Origin of the sequence: Tsukamurella pulmonis, assembly GCF_900103175.1 — a bacterium.
Taxonomy (GTDB): domain Bacteria; phylum Actinomycetota; class Actinomycetes; order Mycobacteriales; family Mycobacteriaceae; genus Tsukamurella; species Tsukamurella pulmonis.
This window is the reverse complement of record NZ_FNLF01000002.1, coordinates 2,273,174-2,290,489: the sequence shown is the minus strand read 5'-3', so window position 1 is coordinate 2,290,489 and position 17,316 is coordinate 2,273,174. Positions and strand designations below refer to the sequence as shown.

The window sequence follows — 17,316 nt, the reverse complement described above, 5'->3', positions numbered from 1 at the left end:
TACGCCGAAGGCACTCTCAGAGATCGAGCCCCAGGTCCAGGGCGCGCACCGAATGGGTCAGCGCCCCCACGGCGAGGTAGTCGACACCCGTGCGGGCGTAGTCGGCGGCCACGTCCAGGGTGAGCCCGCCGGAGGATTCCAGCTTCGTGCGCGGTGCCAGCTTCTTGCGGCGCTGCACGGCGGACTGCGTCATCCACAGCGGCATGTTGTCGAGCAGGACCAGGTCGACGCCGAGCGCGAACGCCTCCTCGAGTTGTTCGAGCGAATCGACCTCCACCTCGAGCGGGACGCCGGGTGCGCGGCGCCGCACCGCCTCGATCGCCGCGGTCACCGAACCCGCCGCCACCACGTGGTTGTCCTTGATGAGCGCTTCGTCCCCGAGCCCCATCCGGTGGTTCACTCCCCCGCCCGCGCGCACGGCGTACTTCTGCAGGGCCCGCATCCCGGGCAGCGTCTTGCGGCTGTCGCGGATCTTCGTCCCGGTGCCCTCGACCTCCCCCACCCAGGCGGCCGTCGCGGTCGCGATCCCGGACAGGTGCGTGACGATGTTGAGCAGTGTTCGCTCCGCGGTGAGGAGAGCGAGGGTCGGCGCCTCGATCGCCATGGCCACGTCACCGGGCGCGACGACGGTGCCGTCGGCGATCTTCGCCGGCACGCGGTAGTTCCCGGGACCGACCACCTCGTCGAGCACCCATTCCGCGACGGGGATGCCGGCGAGCACGCCGTGCTCGCGGCTGATGACCTTGGCCAGGGTGGTCGCACCGTCGGGGACGGTGGCCTCGCTGGTCACGTCCGGGCCGTAGCGAAGGTCCTCGTCGAGGGCGGTGCGGATGAGCCGCACCACCTCGGCGCGGTCGGGCTCGAGCGTCAGCTCGGTCACGGGCGTACCTCCAGTACCTCGGTCACGGATTCCTGTCGGGTCAGCGCCTGCCCCACCATGCGTCGCGCCACTGCGGTGAGCACGGCGTCCTCCCGGTCCCGGGAAGATACCGCGGGTCCGTCGACGACGAAGGCGGGATCGGCGAGCAGCCCGCTCAGGTCTGTCAGTCCGGCGACGGTCCGCCGCACGCCGCAGGCACCGGTCATGGCGTCCTGCAGCGCATCCCGTTCGGCGCGGGCCTGCGCGGGAGCCACCTCACGGACCGCGCCGCCGGGCAGTGCGGGTGCACGCCGCGCGGCGGCCGCGACCCGCAGCCCCATCACGAGGGCCTCGAGGAGACTGTTGGAGGCGAGACGATTGGCCCCGTGCAGCCCCGTACGCGCCACCTCGCCCGCCGCGTACAGGCCGGGGACACCGGTCGCACCGTGCAGGTCGGTGACCACCCCGCCGCACAGGTAGTGCGCGCCGGGGACCACCGGGATCAATTCGGTCTGCGGATCGATGCCCGCGGCGCGGACCGCCTCCGTCACCGTCGGGAAGCGCTGCGCGACATCGGGGATCATGGTCGCGTCGAGGTATGCGCACGGGGCACCTGTGCGTTCCATGGCGGCGGTGACAGCGCGCGCCACCACGTCGCGGGGCGCGAGATCGCCCATCGGATGCACGCCGTCCATGACGCCGGCGCCGCGCGCGTCCACGAGATGCGCACCCTCGCCGCGGACCGCCTCCGAGATCAGCGGCCGCCGGCCGCGCGCACCGGGCGTGTAGAGCATCGTCGGGTGGAACTGGACGAACTCGAGCTCGCGCACCTCCGCGCCCGCGGCCTCCGCCAGCGCGATGCCGTCGCCGGTGGCCCCGAGGGGATTGGTGGTACTCGAGAACAGGTGTCCCGCACCGCCGGTGGCGAGCAGCACGGTGCGTCCGAAGGCGTCCCCTTCGGCCGTGCGCACCCCGACGATGCGGTCACCGTCGGCGAGCAGCGCGTACGCCTGCGCGGGGCGGGCGGTGACGTTCGGCCTCGCCCTCGCGGCAGCGGTGAGGGCGCGCTGCACCTCGGCGCCGGTCGCATCGCCGCCCGCGTGGATGATCCGCGAGACGGTGTGCCCGCCCTCCCGTGTCCGCTTGAGACGGCCGTCGGCCCGGCGGTCGAACTCCGCGCCCCAGCTGATCAGCCGGTCCACGGCGGCGGGCCCGTCGGCGAGGATGGAGCGCGTCGCCACGACGTCGACGAGCGGACCGCCCGCCGCGACGGTGTCGGCCACGTGCCGGTCGACGCCGTCGGTCGGATCGGACGGATCGACCACGGCGATGCCGCCCTGCGCGTACGCCGTCGAGGTCGACGGTGCGCCGCCGACGGAGGGCTTGAACAGCACCGTCACCGTCAGCCCGGCGTCGGCCGCGGCCACCGCGGCGGTCAGGCCGGCCACGCCCGCGCCGACGACGAGCAGATCGGCCGGGGTGCCGGTCCCGTTCGCTCCGCCCCCGGCGCGCGTGGTCATTCCCCGCCGCCGGGCTGCCCGATCCCGATCATCCGAGTCACCGCCCGGCGGCCCGCGTCGGCCGTCTCGGCGTCGACGAAGACCTCGTCCGCGCCCTCGACCAAGCAGCGCAGGAGCGCCGCGGGGGTGATCATCTTCATGTACTTGCACGAGGCGCGGTCGTTGACGGCGCGGAAGTCGACTCCGGGCGCCGCCATGCGCAGCTGGTGGAGCATGCCCACCTCGGTCGCCACCAGCACCTCGCGGGCACTGGTCTCCCGCGCCGCGTCGAGCATGCCGCCCGTGGAGAGGATCTTGACCCGGTCGTCCGGCACGGCGCCCTCGCCCGCGAGGTAGAGCGCCGAGGTCGCGCAGCCGCACTCGGGGTGCACGTAGAGGTCCGCATCGGGGTGGGCCTTGGCCTGCGCCGCCAGCTCGTCTCCGTTGATGCCCGCGTGCACGTGGCACTCGCCCGCCCAGATGTGCATGTTCTGCCGGCCCGTGACGCGCTTGACGTGGGCGCCGAGGAACTGGTCGGGCAGGAACAGGATCTCGGTGTCCTCGGGGATCGACTGCACCACCTCGACGGCGTTGCTCGAGGTGCAGCAGATGCCGGTGAGGGCCTTCACCTCGGCGGTGGTGTTGACGTAGGAGACCACGACGGCGCCTGGGTGCTCGTCCTTCCATTCCTGCAGCTCCACGGCCTTGATGGAATCGGCCAGCGAGCAGCCGGCGCGCTGATCCGGGATCAGCACCGTCTTCTCGGGGCTGAGGATCTTCGCGGTCTCCGCCATGAAGTGGACGCCGCAGAAGACGATCGTCGACGTGGTGACCTCGGCGGCGATCCGGGAGAGTGCGAGCGAGTCGCCCACGAAGTCCGCGACGTCCTGGATGGCGGGAAGTTCGTAGTTGTGGGCGAGGATCGTGGCGTCGCGGAGCTTCGCGAGGCGCTTGACCTCCGCCGCCCACTCGCGGTCGCCGTCGACGCCGGTGTACATACCGCCGCCCTCGACGATCCGCTCGGCGAGCGGCGAACTGAATGCGGTGGCGGCGGACGTGGCTGTGGTCATCGCGGCGCCTCCCTTTCTCGTCGGCTATTTATCGACCTATGATCGATATATGGCCGATGCTAGCACCGCACCCCCGATGCGTGTCGCACATGAAGTCCTCTCGACGGTGTTCCGGGTCGCGCCGGCCATCGGCGGCACGGGGGCAGCGGGCGGACTCGAGGTGCTGCTGTGGCAGCGCGCGATGGCCCCGGACCAGGGCGCGTGGTCACTGCCGGGCGGTCTGCTCGGGCCGCGCGAGGACCTACCGGCCAGCGCGCGTCGACTGCTGGCCGAGAAGGTCGACCTGACCGAGGTGGCGCACCTCGAACAGTTCGCGGAGTTCTCGGACCCGCACCGGGTTCCGGCCACTGCTGACGCCGATCGCACCCTCGCCTCGACCTTCCTCGGCCTGGTCCGCTCGGGGACCGACCCGCGCCTTCCCGAGGACACGACCTGGCACCCCGTCGAAGCCCTGCCGACGATGGCCTTCGACCACGCCGCCATGGTGCACCGCGCCCGGGCGCGGCTCGCCGCCCGGCTGTCCTACTCCAACATCGGCTTCGCGCTCGCCCCGCGCGCCTTCCCCATCTCCCAGCTCCGCGACGTCTACGTCGCCGTGCTCGGCTACCCCGTGGACGCGACCAACCTCCTGCGCATCCTCTCCCGGCGATCGGTGATCACCGCGACCGGCGAGACCGGCCAGGCCACCCGGGGACGCCCACCCGCCCTGTACCGGTTCACCGATTCGTACCTGCGCATCACCGACGAGTTCGCCACCCTGCGCCCACCCGGCTGAGGCCCGGCCACCCGGACCCGCGCGATCGGCCCACCTGCGCCCGCGTGTGTGCTTACGCTCCGCAGGTGACCGAGCCGGAGAGCGACGCGCAGGATCGCATGTCGATCAATCTCGCCGAAGCGACGGACGCCCGCATCGTGCGCACCCTGGGAACGGGTGCCACCATCGCCGTCCTGTTCGTCGTGCTGCGCCTGCTCGTCGTGTCCGAGTGGGATTGGCGCGTGGCGTCGCGGATCATGGCCGTGACCGACGTCAACAGCGCCCTGACGATCGTGCTCGGCACGCTCATGAGCGATCCCGAGTTCACCAGCGCCCTCGTCATGGTCCTGCTCCCCCTCTCGGTCCTGAGGCTCGCATGGCGCGTGCACGCGAAGTCGCCCACCAGCGTGTGGTCCGCGCTCCTGGTCGCGGTCCTCACGACCGCCTGCGTCGCGCTGACCGTCACCTACGGCTACGTGTGGGTACCCATCGGAGCGGCGGTCATCGCGGTGGCGGTCCTCGCCGTCAAGCACTGGTTCGCCGAAGGGCTCAGCGGGCGGACCGTCGACTTCGCGATCCGCGAGGTGGGATCGATCGCGGCACTCGCCGTGCTTCTGCTCGCCGCCGTCGAGCGCACGCCCTGGTCGCCCGCCGAACGGCTGCACACGAGAACCGGTGTCATCACCGCCCACGTGCTCAAGGTGGAGTCCGGCTTCGTGACCGCCTTGACCGAGTCGGACCGCGAAGTGCTCGTCATCAACTCCTCGGACATCGTGCGTCGAGAGCCGATCTGATCTCGGCGTCGGGCCTCGCCGCTCTCCGGCCGAACCGACGCCGCGAACGGCGCGACCTCCCGGAAATAGATACGGACCGCGGTCCGTTACAGTGATCGAAGGGTCCGCGAGGGACCCGAACGGGAAGGATCGACATGCAGTTCGGAATCTTCAGCGTCGGCGACGTGACCACCGACCCGACCACCGGCACCACCATCAGCGAGCACGACCGCATCAAGGCGATGACGGCGATCGCCGTCAAGGCCGAAGAGGTGGGCCTGGACGTGTTCGCGACCGGCGAGCACCACAACCCGCCGTTCGTGCCGAGCTCGCCGACCACGATGCTGGGCTGGATCGCCGCCCGCACCGAGAAGCTGCGCCTGAGCACCGCCACCACGCTCATCACCACGAACGATCCGGTGAAGATCGCGGAGGACTACGCGATGCTGCAGCACCTGGCCGACGGCCGCGTCGACCTCACCCTGGGCCGCGGCAACACCGGCCCCGTCTACCCGTGGTTCGGCAAGGACATCCGGCAGGGCATCCCGCTGGCGATCGAGAACTACCACCTGCTGCGGCGGCTGTGGCGCGAGCCCGTCGTCGACTGGGAGGGCCAATTCCGCACCCCGCTGCAGAGCTACACCTCGACGCCCGCGCCGCTCGACGGCACGCCGCCGTTCGTCTGGCACGGCTCGATCCGCTCGCCCGAGATCGCCGAGCAGGCCGCGTTCTACGGTGACGGCTTCTTCCACAACAACATCTTCTGGAACACCGAGCACACCGAGCAGATGGTGCGCCTGTACCGGCAGCGCTTCGAGCACTACGGCCACGGCTCCGCCGACCAGGCGATCGTGGGACTCGGCGGCCAGGTGTTCATGGCGGAGACCGAGGCCGAGGCCAAGCGCCGCTTCCGCCCCTACTTCGACAACGCGCCCGTGTACGGGCACGGACCGTCGCTGGAGGACTTCGAGCAGATGACCCCGCTCACCGTCGGCACACCCGAGCAGGTGATCGAGAAGACCCTCGGTTTCGCGGACTACGCCGGCGACTACCAGCGCCAGCTGTTCCTGCTCGACCACGCGGGCCTGCCGCTGGACCAGGTCCTCGAGCAGGTCGAGATCCTCGGCACCCAGGTGGTCCCCGTGCTGCGCAAGGAGTTCGAGCTGCGCCGCCCGGCCCACGTCCCGTCGGACCCGCCGACCCACGACTCGCTCGTCGCCGCGGGCCCGGATTCGCCCCATCACCTGGTGCTCCCCGCCCAGGACCTCGTCACATCGAAGGAGGCCTGACCATGACCCGCTCCCTGGTGGTCGTCGCCGCCGGTGTCTCCGAGCCCTCGTCGACGCGATTGCTGGCCGATCAGCTCGCCGACGCCACGCGGGCCGCTGTGTCCGCCCGCGGCGAGGCCGTGGACATCACGGTGATCGAGGTCCGCGAGCTCGCCCGCGACCTCGCGACGGTGATGACGTCCGGCGTCCCCACACCGGCGCTCACCGCGGCCAAGGACGCGATCGCCGCCGCGGACGGGCTGATCGCCGTCTCGCCGGTGTTCACCGCGAGTTACAGCGGCCTGTTCAAGATGTTCTTCGACGCGCTCGACACCGACGCGCTGACCGGCGTCCCGGTGCTCGTGGCAGCGACGGCCGGCACCGCGCGCCATTCGCTCGTGCTCGATCACGCACTGCGCCCGCTGTTCAGCTACCTGCGCGCGCAGATCCTGCCGACCGGCGTCTTCGCCGCCACCGAGGACTTCGGTTCCTCGGAGCTCGCATCGCGGATCTCCCGCGCCGGCGCGGAACTCGCCGGCGCGCTCGTCCAGGCCGACGGTGCCGTGGCCGGCTTCGGCGGACCGTCGGACCTGAGTGCCCCGCGGCGCTCCGGGAAGTCGCTGGACCTCGGCCCGGTGGCCGATTTCGCGGACCTGCTGCGCGGCCACACCGGCGACTGAGCCCGCCCCCGGCCGTCAGTCGGCGGGCGGGTCCGGATAGCGCGGACCGTCTCCGACGCTCCAGCCGGGCAGCTCGCCGTACTCGCGGAAGGCGACGGGATACGCCCGACGGCGGGCGGCCAGTGATCGCAGGCCGCCGAACCACCGCACGTACGCGTCGTGGCGCGGATCGCGATCCGGCACCAGGCCCCGGTCGAGATGCCGCAGGACCGCGGCGGCGACTTCGACCGGACTCGTCCACGGTTCGACACGCATGTCCAGGTAGTCCTGCCCCGCGGCCGACGAGTAGCGGGCGACGGGATCGGCCGCGGCCCGCGCACCCGCGACGGTGATCTCGGCGCGCCAGTGTCCGGTGGCGTAGACGTACGGCGTACAGCGCACCTGTCGATAGCCCGCCTCGTGCAGCTGCACGACGGCGTCGAGGATCCGGTACGGCACCCAATGCGCCGCGAGCCCGGCACCGAGAAGATCACGCACCCGCGCCTCCACGGTGTCGTCGAACACCACCAGCGTGATGACGTCCAGATCGCCCGGAGTCTCGAGGATCGTCTCGAGGGCGATGGAGACCGCCTCGTCGAGCGGCCAGCGGTAGACCCCGGCACTGATCAGCGGCACGGCCATGGAACGGGCACCGAGATCAGTGGCCGTCCGGATGGCACCCGAGTAACACGACCGCAACAGGGCGGGGTCGTCCTCGCCCGCACCGTGGTTCGGGCCGACGGCGTGCACGACGTACCGGGCCGGCAGCTCGCCCGCCGCCGTCCAGCCGACGCCACCGGTGGGCAGGCCGTCGGGGAAGCGCCGGATGCAGTCCTCGAGGATCGAGGGACCCCCGACCCGGTGGATCGCACCGTCGACGCCGCCCCCGCCGCGCATCGCGCGGTTCGCGGCGTTGACGACCACCTCGGCGCGGATCTGCGTGATGTCACCGCACACCACGCGCAGGAGCGGGACCGACGCGGTCATGAGGACGGCGTCCGTACCGGCGGAGCCTCGACCTGCGCTCCGCTGGGCGCGTGCGCGGGCTCGTCGTCGGGAAGCCGTCCGAGGAGGGCGAGCACGACGCAGACCAGCGCGGTGATGCCCGGCCACACGAGAACGAGCACCCACGAAGCCAGATCGCCGAGAGTGCCGCCGGAGTGGTCGGCGAGGGCGAAGACGTTGGCACCCTCGAGGCGGATCGACGGTGCGGCGGTGAAGTCCAGACCGGGTGCTCCCGGGCCGGTGAACCGCGCGTTCACGACTGCCTGCCCGAGCAGCACCGCGATCAGCACCCCGAGGGTGGCGGCGCCGAGCGTCAGCGCGACGCCGCGCGGGGTGCGCCGCGCGCCGCGGAACAGGCCCAGCGCCGTGAGCAGCCCGCCGACCGCGGACACCGTTACGAACAGCACCGTCGCGATGAAGAAGTTGTCGAACTGGTCCGTGCGGAGCACCGGCTGGCCGGTGTCCAGAACGACCCCGCGCACGCCGGGCGCCGTCGTGCCCCAGACCAGCGCCGCGGCGGCCCCGAGCACCGCCCCCACGACGAGGGGGACCACGACGTGGGAGGCGGAGCGGGTCGGCGTGTGAGTAGGCATCGACAGCAGCCTATCGAGCGGACCCGTGCATCGGGATCAGCGTTCGCGGCTCTTCGAGTCGAGCTCGCCGTGACGCGAGCAGCGCGCCGTCCACCCGTCGGGGCTGACCTGCACGATCATCCTGCGTGCGCAGTAGGCGCAGTACCGCGGGGGCTCGAGCCCGAGTTGCGCCGCCGCGAAGACGGGCCCCCCGTCCGCGAGGGGCTTGCCGGTGAACTCGTTGTACACCGGCTCCTGGTCCGCCACGAGTGTCACAGGGTGTCGTTGAGGGCCTTGATCGGCATCTTGAGCTCGCCGAGCAGGTCCAGATCGGTCTCGGCCGGGCGGCCCAGGGTGGTGAGGTAGTTGCCCACGATGACGGCGTTGATGCCGCCGAGGATGCCCTTCTCGGCACCCAGATCACCGAGGGTGATCTCGCGGCCGCCGGCGAACCGCAGGATGGTGCGCGGCAGGGCGAGACGGAACGCCGCGACGGACTTGAGCGCCTCGTTCGGCTCGAGCACGTCCAGGTCGCCGAAGGGCGTGCCGGGGCGCGGGTTGAGGAAGTTGAGCGGCACCTCGTCGGGCTCGAGCTCGGCGAGGTTGGCGGCGAACTCGGCGCGCTGCTCGAGCGTCTCCCCCATGCCGAGGATGCCGCCGCAGCACACCTCCATGCCGGCCTCGCGGACCATCTGCAGGGTGCCCCAGCGCTCCTCCCAGGAGTGCGTGGTGACGACGTTCGGGAAGTGCGACTTCGACGTCTCGAGGTTGTGGTTGTAGCGGTGCACCCCCATGGCCTTGAGCTCGTCGACCTGCTCCTGCGTGAGCATCCCGAGGCTGCACGCGATCTGGATGTCGACCTCGTTGCGGATGGCCTCGATGCCGGCGGCGACCTGGCTCATCAGGCGCTTGTCCGGGCCGCGCACGGCGGCGACGATGCAGAACTCGGTGGCGCCGGTCTTGGCGGTCTGCTTCGCCGCCTCGACCAGCGACGGGATGTCGATCCACGCGGACCGCACCGGCGACTCGAACAGGCCCGACTGGCTGCAGAAGTGACAGTCCTCGGGGCAGCCGCCGGTCTTGAGGCTGATGATGCCCTCGACCTCGACCTCGGGGCCGCACCACTTCATGCGGACCTCGTGGGCCAGCTGGAGCACCTCGTCGAGCTTGTCGTCGGGCAGCTGGAGGACGGCCAGAACCTGCTCCTCGCTCAGCCCTTCACCGCGCTCGAGCACCTGCTCGCGCGCGATCTCGATGATGTCGGCCAGGACCCCGGTCATGTGAATCTCCTCGTCGGCTGTGTCGATCGGCTGTGCTGCGGCACCACGGTGCCGCGACTACCTGCACTGTACAGCGTTCAATTCGTGAACAGTGTTCAAGACGCACGCGAGCGTGGCGGGAAACGTTCATCGACTCGACCGAAATAGTTTCCTTCCCTTTTCTATGTATCAACGCGACAGTGTCTGCATGACGCTTCGCTCGAAGAAGATCCTGGTCGCGACCGTGATCGCCGCATCCTTGACCACTCCGCTCGCCGTGACAGCGAGCCCCGCGGAGGCCGCTCCCCCGACTGCGTGCGCGTTCACCCCGCAGGCTGCGCCGACATCGAGCCCGGTCGCCGCCGGCGCGATCGCGCCGACCGCCGAGGCGAACTCGTACATCGATCAGCTGGCGGCCTTCTCCCGCCTGCCGAAGTCGGTGCTCGCCGCGAACCTCGACGCCGCCGTCGCGACCAATCGCACGGCCACCGCCGCCGAGCAGCGCGCCGCGGTCGCCGACAATTACGGCCTCCTCGACGACTCGATCTTCTCCGCTCTGGGCAGCCGCCTGACCCCTGCCTTCCATGCCGCCGAGGCCGCGGGCGAACTGCCGAAGACCACGGCACTGCTGATCGGCAAGAAGGCGCTGATCAACGCGTACGTCGACACCTCGGCGGCCAAGAAGCACTTCCAGTACCAGCGCCCGTTCGAGGTCGCGCCGGACCGCATCACGCGGTACGGGGACGGTCGAGCCGACCTGTACGAAGCGGTACGCGGCTCGGGCTCCTACCCGTCCGGGCACACCGCGTGGGGGTACGCCGAGGCGATCGTCATCGCCACCCTGCTCCCCGAGCTCGGCCCGCAGCTGCTCGCGCGCGGCGCCGACTACGGCAGGCACCGCGTCGTCCTCGGCGTGCACTACCCGCTCGACGTGATCGGCGGCCGGATCCTCGCGCAGGCCGCGGTGGCGGACGCGCTCGCCGATCCCGGTTTCGCCGATCTCGTCGCGCAGGCCCGCGCGGAGCTGCGGGCCGCGCTGGCCGCGCGCGCCGGCGGCCCCATCGAACGCGTGGTCGCCTGCCAGCGCAACTACGCCGAGACCGGCGCCGCCGCAACGGCGTACCGGCGCGATCTGAGCTGGGGCCTGCCGCGCGTGGGCGGCGACGCTCCCGTTCAGGTCCCGGCCGGGGCGATCACTCTGCTGCGCGCGGCGCACCCGGGCCTGAACGACGCCCAGCTGCGCGAGCGGATCGCCCGCACCGCGGGCCCCGCGGGCTACCCGCTCGACGTGACGGGCGGCTGGCAGCGGATCGACCTGCTCAGCGCCTGGATCGCGCGCTGAGCCAGTCCGCGTCGAACCACGACGGCGCGGCCGCCGCGAACCGCTCCGGCGGCAGCGCGGCCGCCCCGTCGGGGATCCGCCCCACGACCGGCACGCCCGTGAGGTCGGGCAGGTCGACGAGGTTGCATCGCTCCGCCAGGCCCGGCTGATCGGGCCAACGCGAGAGCACGATGCCCGCGCACGCGACACCGCCGGCGGCGAGGGCCCGGATCGTCAGCTCGGTGTGATTGAGGGTGCCGAGCGCAGGGTCCGCGACCACGACCACCGGCGCCTCGAGGTCGGCCGCCAGGTCCACGAGGGTGAACGGCGTCCGGGCGTCGTCGAGGCCGAGTCGCACGAGCACACCACCCGCGCCCTCGACCAGCACGCTCCCCTGCGCGCGCCGGACGACCGCGGCGGCCTCGTCGCGCCCGAGGGGCGCCAGCCCCGCTCGGCGCGCGGCGGTGAGCGGGGCGAGCGGTTCCGGGTAGCGCCGGTGCTCGACGGTGACGGCCCCCGGCGCGAGCCGCGCGACCTCGGCGGCGTCGGCGAGCTGCCCGTCCTCGTCGCGCGCGGCGCCGTCGGCGAACCCTGTCTGGGCGGGCTTGACGACGGTGACCGGCCCACTCGGCAGCAGCGCCGCGGCGAGGGCGGCAGTCGCGACGGTCTTGCCGACGCCCGTGGAAGTGCCGGTGACGCAGAGGATCACGCGACGGCCCGCCGGATCACGTCGACGGCCCGCGCGACCTCGTCGTCCGTCAGATCGGCACGCACGGTGATCCGCAGGCGGGACGTCCCCTCCGGCACCGACGGCGGGCGGAAGCAGCCGACCTGCACCCCCTCGGCCGCGCAGGCGTCCCGCGCGGCGACGGCGCGCTCGGGTTCGCCGAGCACCAGCGAGACGACCGCCGAGGTCGGCTCGGGCGCACCGATCCCCGCAGCCACGGCACGGGCGCGGTCGAGCACGCGACCGGCGAGCGCGGGTTCCGCACGCAGTTCGGTCAACGCGGCGCCGGCGGCGGCCACCGCCGACGGTGCGAGACCGGTATCGAAGATGAAGGGCCGCGCGGCGTCGATGAGATGCGCGCGCACGCGCTCGGGACCGAGGACGACGCCGCCCTGCGAGCCGAGGGCCTTGGACAGGGTCGCGGTCACGACCAGGTCGGGCTCACCGGCGAGCCCCAGTTCCTGCACGAGGCCACGACCGCCGTCGCCGCGAACGCCCAGGCCGTGGGCCTCGTCGACGATGAGCGCGGCGCCGTGGGCGCGCGCCGCCGCGTGCAGCTCCGCGACGGGAGCGAGCACCCCGTCGGCGCTGTAGACGGAATCGGTGAGGACGATCGCGCGTTCCTCCGAGCGATCCGCGAGCGCGTCTCGAACAGCGTTCACGTCGCCGCGCGGGGTGACCACGATGCGTGCCCGGGACAAGCGGCAGGCGTCGACGAGCGAGGCGTGCGAGCCGCCGTCGGAGACGACGAGCGCACCGCGGCCGGCCAGGGCGGTGACCACGCCGAGGTTGGCGAGGTAGCCCGAGGAGAAGCACAGCGCCGCCTCGGCGCCGAGGAAGTCGGCGAGGTCGCGCTCGAACCGCTCGTGCAGTTCCGTCGTTCCGGTGACCAGCCGCGAACCGGTCGATCCAGCGCCCCAGACGCGGAGTGCATCCGCGGCGGCGTCGAGCACGCGGGGATGACGACTCAGGCCGAGGTAGTCGTTCGAGGCGAGATCGAGTCCCGCGACCCCGGGCCGCCGCGCCGTCAGCGAGCGGCGCAGACCTGCGGCCGCGCGGTCCGCGGCGTAGCCGTCGAGCCAGCCGAGCGCATCCAGTTGAACACCGTTCATGTCCTCACTGTAGCGCCGCGTGCACCGCGGCCGTGACTCCCCGACAGATCGCGGCGACGTCGTCGGGCGTGCTGATGAAGGGCGGCATCGTGTAGACCAGGTCGCGGAAGGGGCGCAGCCACACGCCCGCCGCGACCGTCGCATCCGTCGCGGCCGCCATGTCCACGGACCGGTCGAGCTGCACCACGCCGATCGCGCCCAGCACGCGCACGTCCACCACGCCGGGCACGGCGCGCAGCGGGGCGAGCCCGTCGCGCAGCCCCTCTGCGATCGCCGCGACCCGCGCCTCCCAGTCCTGGGCGAGCAGCAGTTCGGTGCTGGCGACGGCGACGGCGCAGGCCAGCGGGTTCCCCATGAACGTCGGGCCGTGCATGAGCGCGCCCTGATCCGAGTGCGAGATGGCGAGCGCGACCTCGTCGGTGCACAGCGTGGCGGCAAGGGTGAGGTAACCGCCGGTCAGGGCCTTGCCGACGCACAGGATGTCGGGCGTGATCTCGGCCGCGCCGCAGGCGAACAGGGTGCCGGTGCGTCCGAAGCCGGTGGCGATCTCGTCGCAGATGAGAAGGACGTCGTACCGGCGGGTGATCTCCCGCAGCGCCGCGACGTACGCGGGCGGGTGGAAACGCATGCCGCCGGCGCCCTGCACGACGGGCTCGATGATGACCGCGGCCAGCTCGTGCGCGTGCGCCCCGACGAGACGGTCGAGCTCGGCGACGTAGGCCTCGTCGTACTCGGCGGGCGGCGCGGGCGCGAACACCTGGGTGGCGAGGACGTCGCTCCACAGCGAGTGCATGCCCCCGTCGGGATCGCAGACGCTCATCGGGGTGAAGGTGTCGCCGTGGTAGCCACCGCGCCAGGTCAGAAGGCGGTTGCGGCCGGCGACGCCGCGGGCGCGCCAGTACTGCAGGGCGGTCTTCACGGCGACCTCGATCGACACCGACCCGCTGTCGGCGAGGAAGACCCGGTCGAGGCCGGGCGGGGTGATCCGGACGAGCAGGTCGCCCAGCCGGGCGGCGCTCTCATGGGTCAGGCCGCCGAACATGACGTGCGACATCGTGTCGATCTGGGCCTTCGCCGCGGCGTCGAGCACGGGGTTGCGGTAGCCGTGGATCGCGGCCCACCAGGAGCTCATGCCGTCGATCACCCGCGACCCGTCGCCGAGGGTCAGGCGCACCCCCTCCGCGGAGGTGACCACCCGCGCGCCCGCGCCGCCGACGGCGCTGTACGGGTGCCAGAGCGTCCGGGTGTCCAGGGCGAGGATCTCGTCGGGCGTCATGTCGGGCCACGTTAGCGGGGGCCGCGACCGCGCCGCCATCCGCCGGGCCGCACGGCGCACCCGCGGCCGGTTCGGTCCGCAATGGCATGATCGGGCGCATGGCTACCGGCGAACCGCGTCCCGTCGGCGCGACCTACCGGCTGCAACTGGGGCCGTCCTTCACCTTCGACGACGCCGCCCGTCGCGTGCCCTACCTCGCCGATCTCGGGGTCACGCACCTCTACCTCTCCCCCGTCCTCGAGGCGGTGCACGGCTCGACGCACGGTTACGACGTGACCGATCCGACGACGGTGCGCGCCGAGCTCGGCGGCCGGAAGGGGCTCGAACGTCTCGCCGACGCGGCGCACGTCGACGGCCTCGGGCTGGTCATCGACATCGTCCCGAACCACCTCGGCGTCGGTCGGGCGGAGCAGAACCCGTGGTGGTGGGACGTTCTGCGCAGCGGGCGCGAGTCCGCCTTCGCGCACTACTTCGACATCGAGTGGGACCCCCGCAACGGCGCCGGCGGCAAGCTCGCCCTCCCCGTCCTCGCCTCGGAGGAGGACGCCGCGGCGATCACCGTCGACCGGAGCGGCCCCGAGCCGGTGCTGCGCTACCACGACCGCACCTTCCCCCTCGGGCGCGACGTGGGCGGCCTGGACGTGGAGCGGCTCCACTACGCGCAGCCCTACCGCCTCGTCCCGTGGACGTCGCCCGTGCGTTCCTACCGCCGGTTCTTCACCGTCGACGACCTGGCCGCGGTCCGGGTGGAGGATCCCGAGGTCTTCACCGCGACGCACGCCGAGGTCGGGTCGTGGTTCGCGGACGGGATCGCCGACGGCCTGCGCGTCGATCACCCGGACGGGCTCGCGGATCCCGTCGGCTACCTGCGCATGCTGCGCGAGCTCACCGGACCGTCCGCATGGATCGTGATCGAGAAGATCCTCGAGGCCGACGAGCCCGTGGAACCGGAGCTGCCCGTCGACGGGACCACCGGCTACGACGCACTGCGCGAGATCGGGCACGCCCTGCTCGACCCCGCCGGCGAAACGGGGCTGAGCGCGCTGCACGAGCGGTGGACCGGGGACGACGGTGCCGTCCGCTGGAACTCCGGCGCGACGCTGCGCCTGCGCGGCGAGCTCGCCGCCGCGGACCTGCGACCCGAGTTCCTCCGGTTGGCCCGCGCGATCCACCGCGAGATCGCCACGGCGGTGCCCCTCGACGACCTCGCCGACGCCGCGCTGTTCTGGATGAACGAGATCCCGTACTACCGCGACGACTACCCGGTGCTCGCGGCCCGATCCGCCGCGGCTCGGCGGCGCGCGCTGGACGCAGCGGGTTCGGCCGGCGCCGAGCCGGGCCTGCGACCCGCCCTGGAGGCGGTCGCCGCCGCCCGCGATCGCGGTGGCGAGTCCGCCCGGCGGTTCGCGCAGCTCACGGGCGCACTGTCGGCGAAGGCGCTGGAGGACACGGCCTTCTACCGCTCGGCCCGGCTCGTCTCGCTGCAGGAGGTGGGCGGCGCACCGTCGGACTTCGGGCCAAGCGACCCGCACCCGGCCCTCGCCCGGCGCGCCACGGACCGACCCGCGGCGATGACGGCCCTGACGACCCACGACACCAAGCGCGGCGAGGACGTGCGCGCCCGCATCGGCGTGCTGAGCCAGTGCCCGTGGGACTGGGCGGTGACCGTCGACCGGTGCCTGTCCCTGCTCCCGCCGCCGCCCGATCCGATGACGGGGCTGTTCCTGCTGCAGAACGCGTTCGGTGTGTGGCCGGAGGACGGGGTGGCTTCCGACGCGCTCCGGGCGCGCCTGCACGCGTACGCCGAGAAGGCGATGCGCGAAGGGCGCATCGGCACGTCCTGGCGCTCGCCCGACGATGCCTTCGAGGCAGCCGGGCACGCCTTCCTGGACTCCCTGTTCGACGGTCCGGCCGGCGCCGCGATGACGGAGCTGGTGGGCGAGCTGGCGCGGCACGGGCGGTCGGACGCGCTCGCGCAGAAGCTGCTGCAGCTCGCAGGCCCCGGGGTTCCCGACGTCTACCAGGGCACGGAGCGCTGGGAGGACTCGCTGGTCGACCCGGACAATCGCCGGCCCGTCGACTGGTCCGGCGCGGACGAGGCGCACCCCAAGCAGCACCTCGTGCGCACCGCGCTGCGACTGCGGCGGGAGCGCCCGGACAGTTTCGTCGGTGGTTCGTACCGCCCGCTCCTCGCGGAGGGGCCCGCCGCCGACCACCTGCTCGCCTTCCACCGCGGGCCGGACGCCGGCGCGCCGGACGTCGCGGTTCTCGCGACGCGCCACTCCCTCCGCCTGGAACGCGCCGGCGGCTGGCGCGACACGCGGCTCGAGCTGGGCGACGGAGCGTGGACCGACCGGCTGACGGGACACGTCGCCACCGGTCGGACGGCGCTCCAGGAGCTGTTCCTCGAACATCCTGTCGCCCTGCTGGTGCGCGAGTAGAAAACTTGTCAGTGGGTCCGCGCACACTTGCGGACATGAACAGCGAAACCCCGCGGCCGCTCACCACGGCACTCGTCCAGTCCGCCACCGCGCGCGCCGGCGTCAGCGGCAACCGGATCCGCGCCTCGTCGCTGGCGCGGGTCGCGGAATCGCTGCGGGAGCACGGCCTCCCGGCCGATCTCCTGCCCACCGGCCGCCTGGTCATGGTCGCCGGCACGTCGCGGCTCACCGCGCAGCGGCTGCCCGGCGGCGCCATCGAGGTGCGCGCGTTGCGCGAGGGCCGCAACTCGATCCTCGGGCTGCTGGAGGATGCGGAGGAGGTGGCCCACCTGCTGATCCGCTGCGCCGGGATGGCCTCGGCGTGGGAACTCACCGCGGAGATCCACGACCGGCTCATCCTCGCGGGCGATCGCACGGTGCTCTCCGAGGTGCCGATGAGCGACACGCTCTACGTCCGCCTCGGCGAGCGCACCTTCGCGGAGATCTTCGCCGAGGACGCCAGCGCCTGCCTCGATGTGCCGGCCGAGGTCACGCTCACCACCCACGTGTGCACCCACTCGCTGGACGAGGTCTGGCGCTTCCGCTCGCTGGATCAGCACGACTTCCGGCCCATCGGGTGCATCACCGGCGGCCGGCACGCGACGGCGGAGTCGGCGCTCGCAGCGATCGAACTGCACCGCGCCCGGACCGCGGAGTGGGAGAGCCTGCACTGACGCTATCG

17 protein-coding genes are annotated in these 17,316 nt (G+C 72.5%); 7 read left to right on the top strand and 10 right to left on the bottom strand.

The features are described 5' to 3' along the window. Positions 1–16: 16 nt before the first annotated feature. From nadC to nadA, 3 genes are read right to left on the bottom strand one after another with little or no spacing between them, the layout of a single operon-like run. The gene (gene nadC, locus BLQ62_RS11225) at positions 17–880 is read right to left on the bottom strand and encodes a carboxylating nicotinate-nucleotide diphosphorylase (RefSeq protein WP_068565424.1); all 864 of its coding nucleotides are present in this window, start codon (positions 878–880) and stop codon (positions 17–19) included. After that, positions 877–2,379, bottom strand: a complete 1,503-nt coding sequence (gene nadB, locus BLQ62_RS11220) for an L-aspartate oxidase (protein ID WP_068534813.1) — start codon at positions 2,377–2,379, stop codon at positions 877–879. Before nadB ends, nadC begins: the two co-directional genes overlap by 4 nt. Next, positions 2,376–3,356: a quinolinate synthase NadA gene (nadA, locus tag BLQ62_RS11215; protein WP_231857623.1), complete on the bottom strand. Its 981-nt coding sequence runs from the start codon at positions 3,354–3,356 to the stop codon at positions 2,376–2,378. Before nadA ends, nadB begins: the two co-directional genes overlap by 4 nt. A gap of 121 nt (positions 3,357–3,477) precedes the next feature. On the opposite strand from nadA, the gene BLQ62_RS11210 reads away from it, so the two are divergent. The 4 genes from BLQ62_RS11210 to BLQ62_RS11195 all read left to right on the top strand — a co-directional run bounded on the left by BLQ62_RS11210 (position 3,478) and on the right by BLQ62_RS11195 (position 6,903). After that, positions 3,478–4,203: an NUDIX hydrolase gene (locus BLQ62_RS11210; RefSeq protein ID WP_068565433.1), complete on the top strand. Its 726-nt coding sequence runs from the start codon at positions 3,478–3,480 to the stop codon at positions 4,201–4,203. A gap of 65 nt (positions 4,204–4,268) precedes the next feature. Continuing rightward, positions 4,269–4,976 (top strand): hypothetical protein, encoded by a 708-nt coding sequence (locus BLQ62_RS11205; RefSeq protein WP_068534822.1) that lies wholly within the window; start codon positions 4,269–4,271, stop codon positions 4,974–4,976. 134 nt (positions 4,977–5,110) lie between these two features. Next, complete coding sequence (locus BLQ62_RS11200; RefSeq protein WP_068534825.1) at positions 5,111–6,244, top strand: LLM class flavin-dependent oxidoreductase; 1,134 nt, start codon at positions 5,111–5,113, stop codon at positions 6,242–6,244. A 2-nt stretch (positions 6,245–6,246) separates the two neighbouring features. Next, positions 6,247–6,903, top strand: coding sequence for an FMN reductase (locus BLQ62_RS11195; RefSeq protein WP_068534828.1), 657 nt, complete (start codon positions 6,247–6,249; stop codon positions 6,901–6,903). 15 nt (positions 6,904–6,918) lie between these two features. Here the strand turns inward: BLQ62_RS11195 and BLQ62_RS24445 are convergent, their stop codons facing one another. Genes BLQ62_RS24445 through bioB form a run of 4 tightly spaced genes read right to left on the bottom strand, consistent with a single transcriptional unit; the run spans position 6,919 to position 9,739 of the window. Then, positions 6,919–7,869 (bottom strand): macro domain-containing protein, encoded by a 951-nt coding sequence (locus tag BLQ62_RS24445; protein WP_115391359.1) that lies wholly within the window; start codon positions 7,867–7,869, stop codon positions 6,919–6,921. After that, on the bottom strand, positions 7,866–8,480 hold the full coding sequence (locus BLQ62_RS11185) for a DUF2567 domain-containing protein (protein ID WP_068534834.1): 615 nt from the start codon (positions 8,478–8,480) through the stop codon (positions 7,866–7,868). The genes BLQ62_RS24445 and BLQ62_RS11185 overlap by 4 nt, the downstream gene beginning before the upstream one ends. A 36-nt stretch (positions 8,481–8,516) precedes the next feature. Then, positions 8,517–8,708 (bottom strand): biotin synthase auxiliary protein BsaP, encoded by a 192-nt coding sequence (gene bsaP, locus BLQ62_RS11180; RefSeq protein WP_068535865.1) that lies wholly within the window; start codon positions 8,706–8,708, stop codon positions 8,517–8,519. A gap of 23 nt (positions 8,709–8,731) precedes the next feature. Beyond that, on the bottom strand, positions 8,732–9,739 hold the full coding sequence (gene bioB, locus BLQ62_RS11175) for a biotin synthase BioB (RefSeq protein ID WP_068534837.1): 1,008 nt from the start codon (positions 9,737–9,739) through the stop codon (positions 8,732–8,734). A 187-nt stretch (positions 9,740–9,926) separates the two neighbouring features. Between bioB and BLQ62_RS11170 the strand changes: the two genes are divergently transcribed. After that, on the top strand, positions 9,927–11,060 hold the full coding sequence (locus tag BLQ62_RS11170; protein ID WP_068565437.1) for a phosphatase PAP2 family protein: 1,134 nt from the start codon (positions 9,927–9,929) through the stop codon (positions 11,058–11,060). Here the strand turns inward: BLQ62_RS11170 and bioD are convergent. From bioD to BLQ62_RS11155, 3 genes are read right to left on the bottom strand one after another with little or no spacing between them, the layout of a single operon-like run. Further along, the gene (gene bioD / locus BLQ62_RS11165; RefSeq protein ID WP_068565439.1) at positions 11,038–11,748 is read right to left on the bottom strand and encodes a dethiobiotin synthase; all 711 of its coding nucleotides are present in this window, start codon (positions 11,746–11,748) and stop codon (positions 11,038–11,040) included. The two genes, BLQ62_RS11170 and bioD, sit on opposite strands and share 23 nt — an antisense overlap. After that, positions 11,745–12,878 (bottom strand): 8-amino-7-oxononanoate synthase, encoded by a 1,134-nt coding sequence (locus BLQ62_RS11160; protein WP_068565441.1) that lies wholly within the window; start codon positions 12,876–12,878, stop codon positions 11,745–11,747. Before BLQ62_RS11160 ends, bioD begins: the two co-directional genes overlap by 4 nt. A 4-nt stretch (positions 12,879–12,882) precedes the next feature. Then, positions 12,883–14,154, bottom strand: a complete 1,272-nt coding sequence (locus tag BLQ62_RS11155; RefSeq protein ID WP_068565443.1) for an adenosylmethionine--8-amino-7-oxononanoate transaminase — start codon at positions 14,152–14,154, stop codon at positions 12,883–12,885. Between the two features lie 98 nt (positions 14,155–14,252). Here BLQ62_RS11155 and treY point away from each other — a divergent pair, with 98 nt between their 5' ends. Both treY and BLQ62_RS11145 read left to right on the top strand, forming a co-directional pair. After that, complete coding sequence (treY, locus tag BLQ62_RS11150; RefSeq protein ID WP_068566214.1) at positions 14,253–16,595, top strand: malto-oligosyltrehalose synthase; 2,343 nt, start codon at positions 14,253–14,255, stop codon at positions 16,593–16,595. A 35-nt stretch (positions 16,596–16,630) separates the two neighbouring features. Further along, on the top strand, positions 16,631–17,308 hold the full coding sequence (locus BLQ62_RS11145; RefSeq protein ID WP_068534856.1) for a hypothetical protein: 678 nt from the start codon (positions 16,631–16,633) through the stop codon (positions 17,306–17,308). The last annotated feature ends 8 nt before the right edge of the window (positions 17,309–17,316 follow it).

Bases quoted from the DNA above. Each gene is read 5' to 3' on its own strand.
- BLQ62_RS11170 (WP_068565437.1), top strand. From the start codon at position 9,927: ATGACGCTTCGCTCGAAGAAGATCCTGGTCGCGACCGTGATCGCCGCA.
- bioB (WP_068534837.1), bottom strand. From the start codon at position 9,739: ATGACCGGGGTCCTGGCCGACATCATCGAGATCGCGCGCGAGCAGGTG.
- BLQ62_RS11155 (WP_068565443.1), bottom strand. From the start codon at position 14,154: ATGACGCCCGACGAGATCCTCGCCCTGGACACCCGGACGCTCTGGCAC.
- BLQ62_RS11185 (WP_068534834.1), bottom strand. From the start codon at position 8,480: ATGCCTACTCACACGCCGACCCGCTCCGCCTCCCACGTCGTGGTCCCC.
- BLQ62_RS11195 (WP_068534828.1), top strand. From the start codon at position 6,247: ATGACCCGCTCCCTGGTGGTCGTCGCCGCCGGTGTCTCCGAGCCCTCG.
- BLQ62_RS11160 (WP_068565441.1), bottom strand. From the start codon at position 12,878: ATGAACGGTGTTCAACTGGATGCGCTCGGCTGGCTCGACGGCTACGCC.
- nadB (WP_068534813.1), bottom strand. From the start codon at position 2,379: ATGACCACGCGCGCCGGGGGCGGAGCGAACGGGACCGGCACCCCGGCC.
- BLQ62_RS11200 (WP_068534825.1), top strand. From the start codon at position 5,111: ATGCAGTTCGGAATCTTCAGCGTCGGCGACGTGACCACCGACCCGACC.
- BLQ62_RS24445 (WP_115391359.1), bottom strand. From the start codon at position 7,869: ATGACCGCGTCGGTCCCGCTCCTGCGCGTGGTGTGCGGTGACATCACG.
- BLQ62_RS11145 (WP_068534856.1), top strand. From the start codon at position 16,631: ATGAACAGCGAAACCCCGCGGCCGCTCACCACGGCACTCGTCCAGTCC.
- treY (WP_068566214.1), top strand. From the start codon at position 14,253: ATGGCTACCGGCGAACCGCGTCCCGTCGGCGCGACCTACCGGCTGCAA.
- BLQ62_RS11210 (WP_068565433.1), top strand. From the start codon at position 3,478: ATGGCCGATGCTAGCACCGCACCCCCGATGCGTGTCGCACATGAAGTC.
- nadA (WP_231857623.1), bottom strand. From the start codon at position 3,356: ATGTACACCGGCGTCGACGGCGACCGCGAGTGGGCGGCGGAGGTCAAG.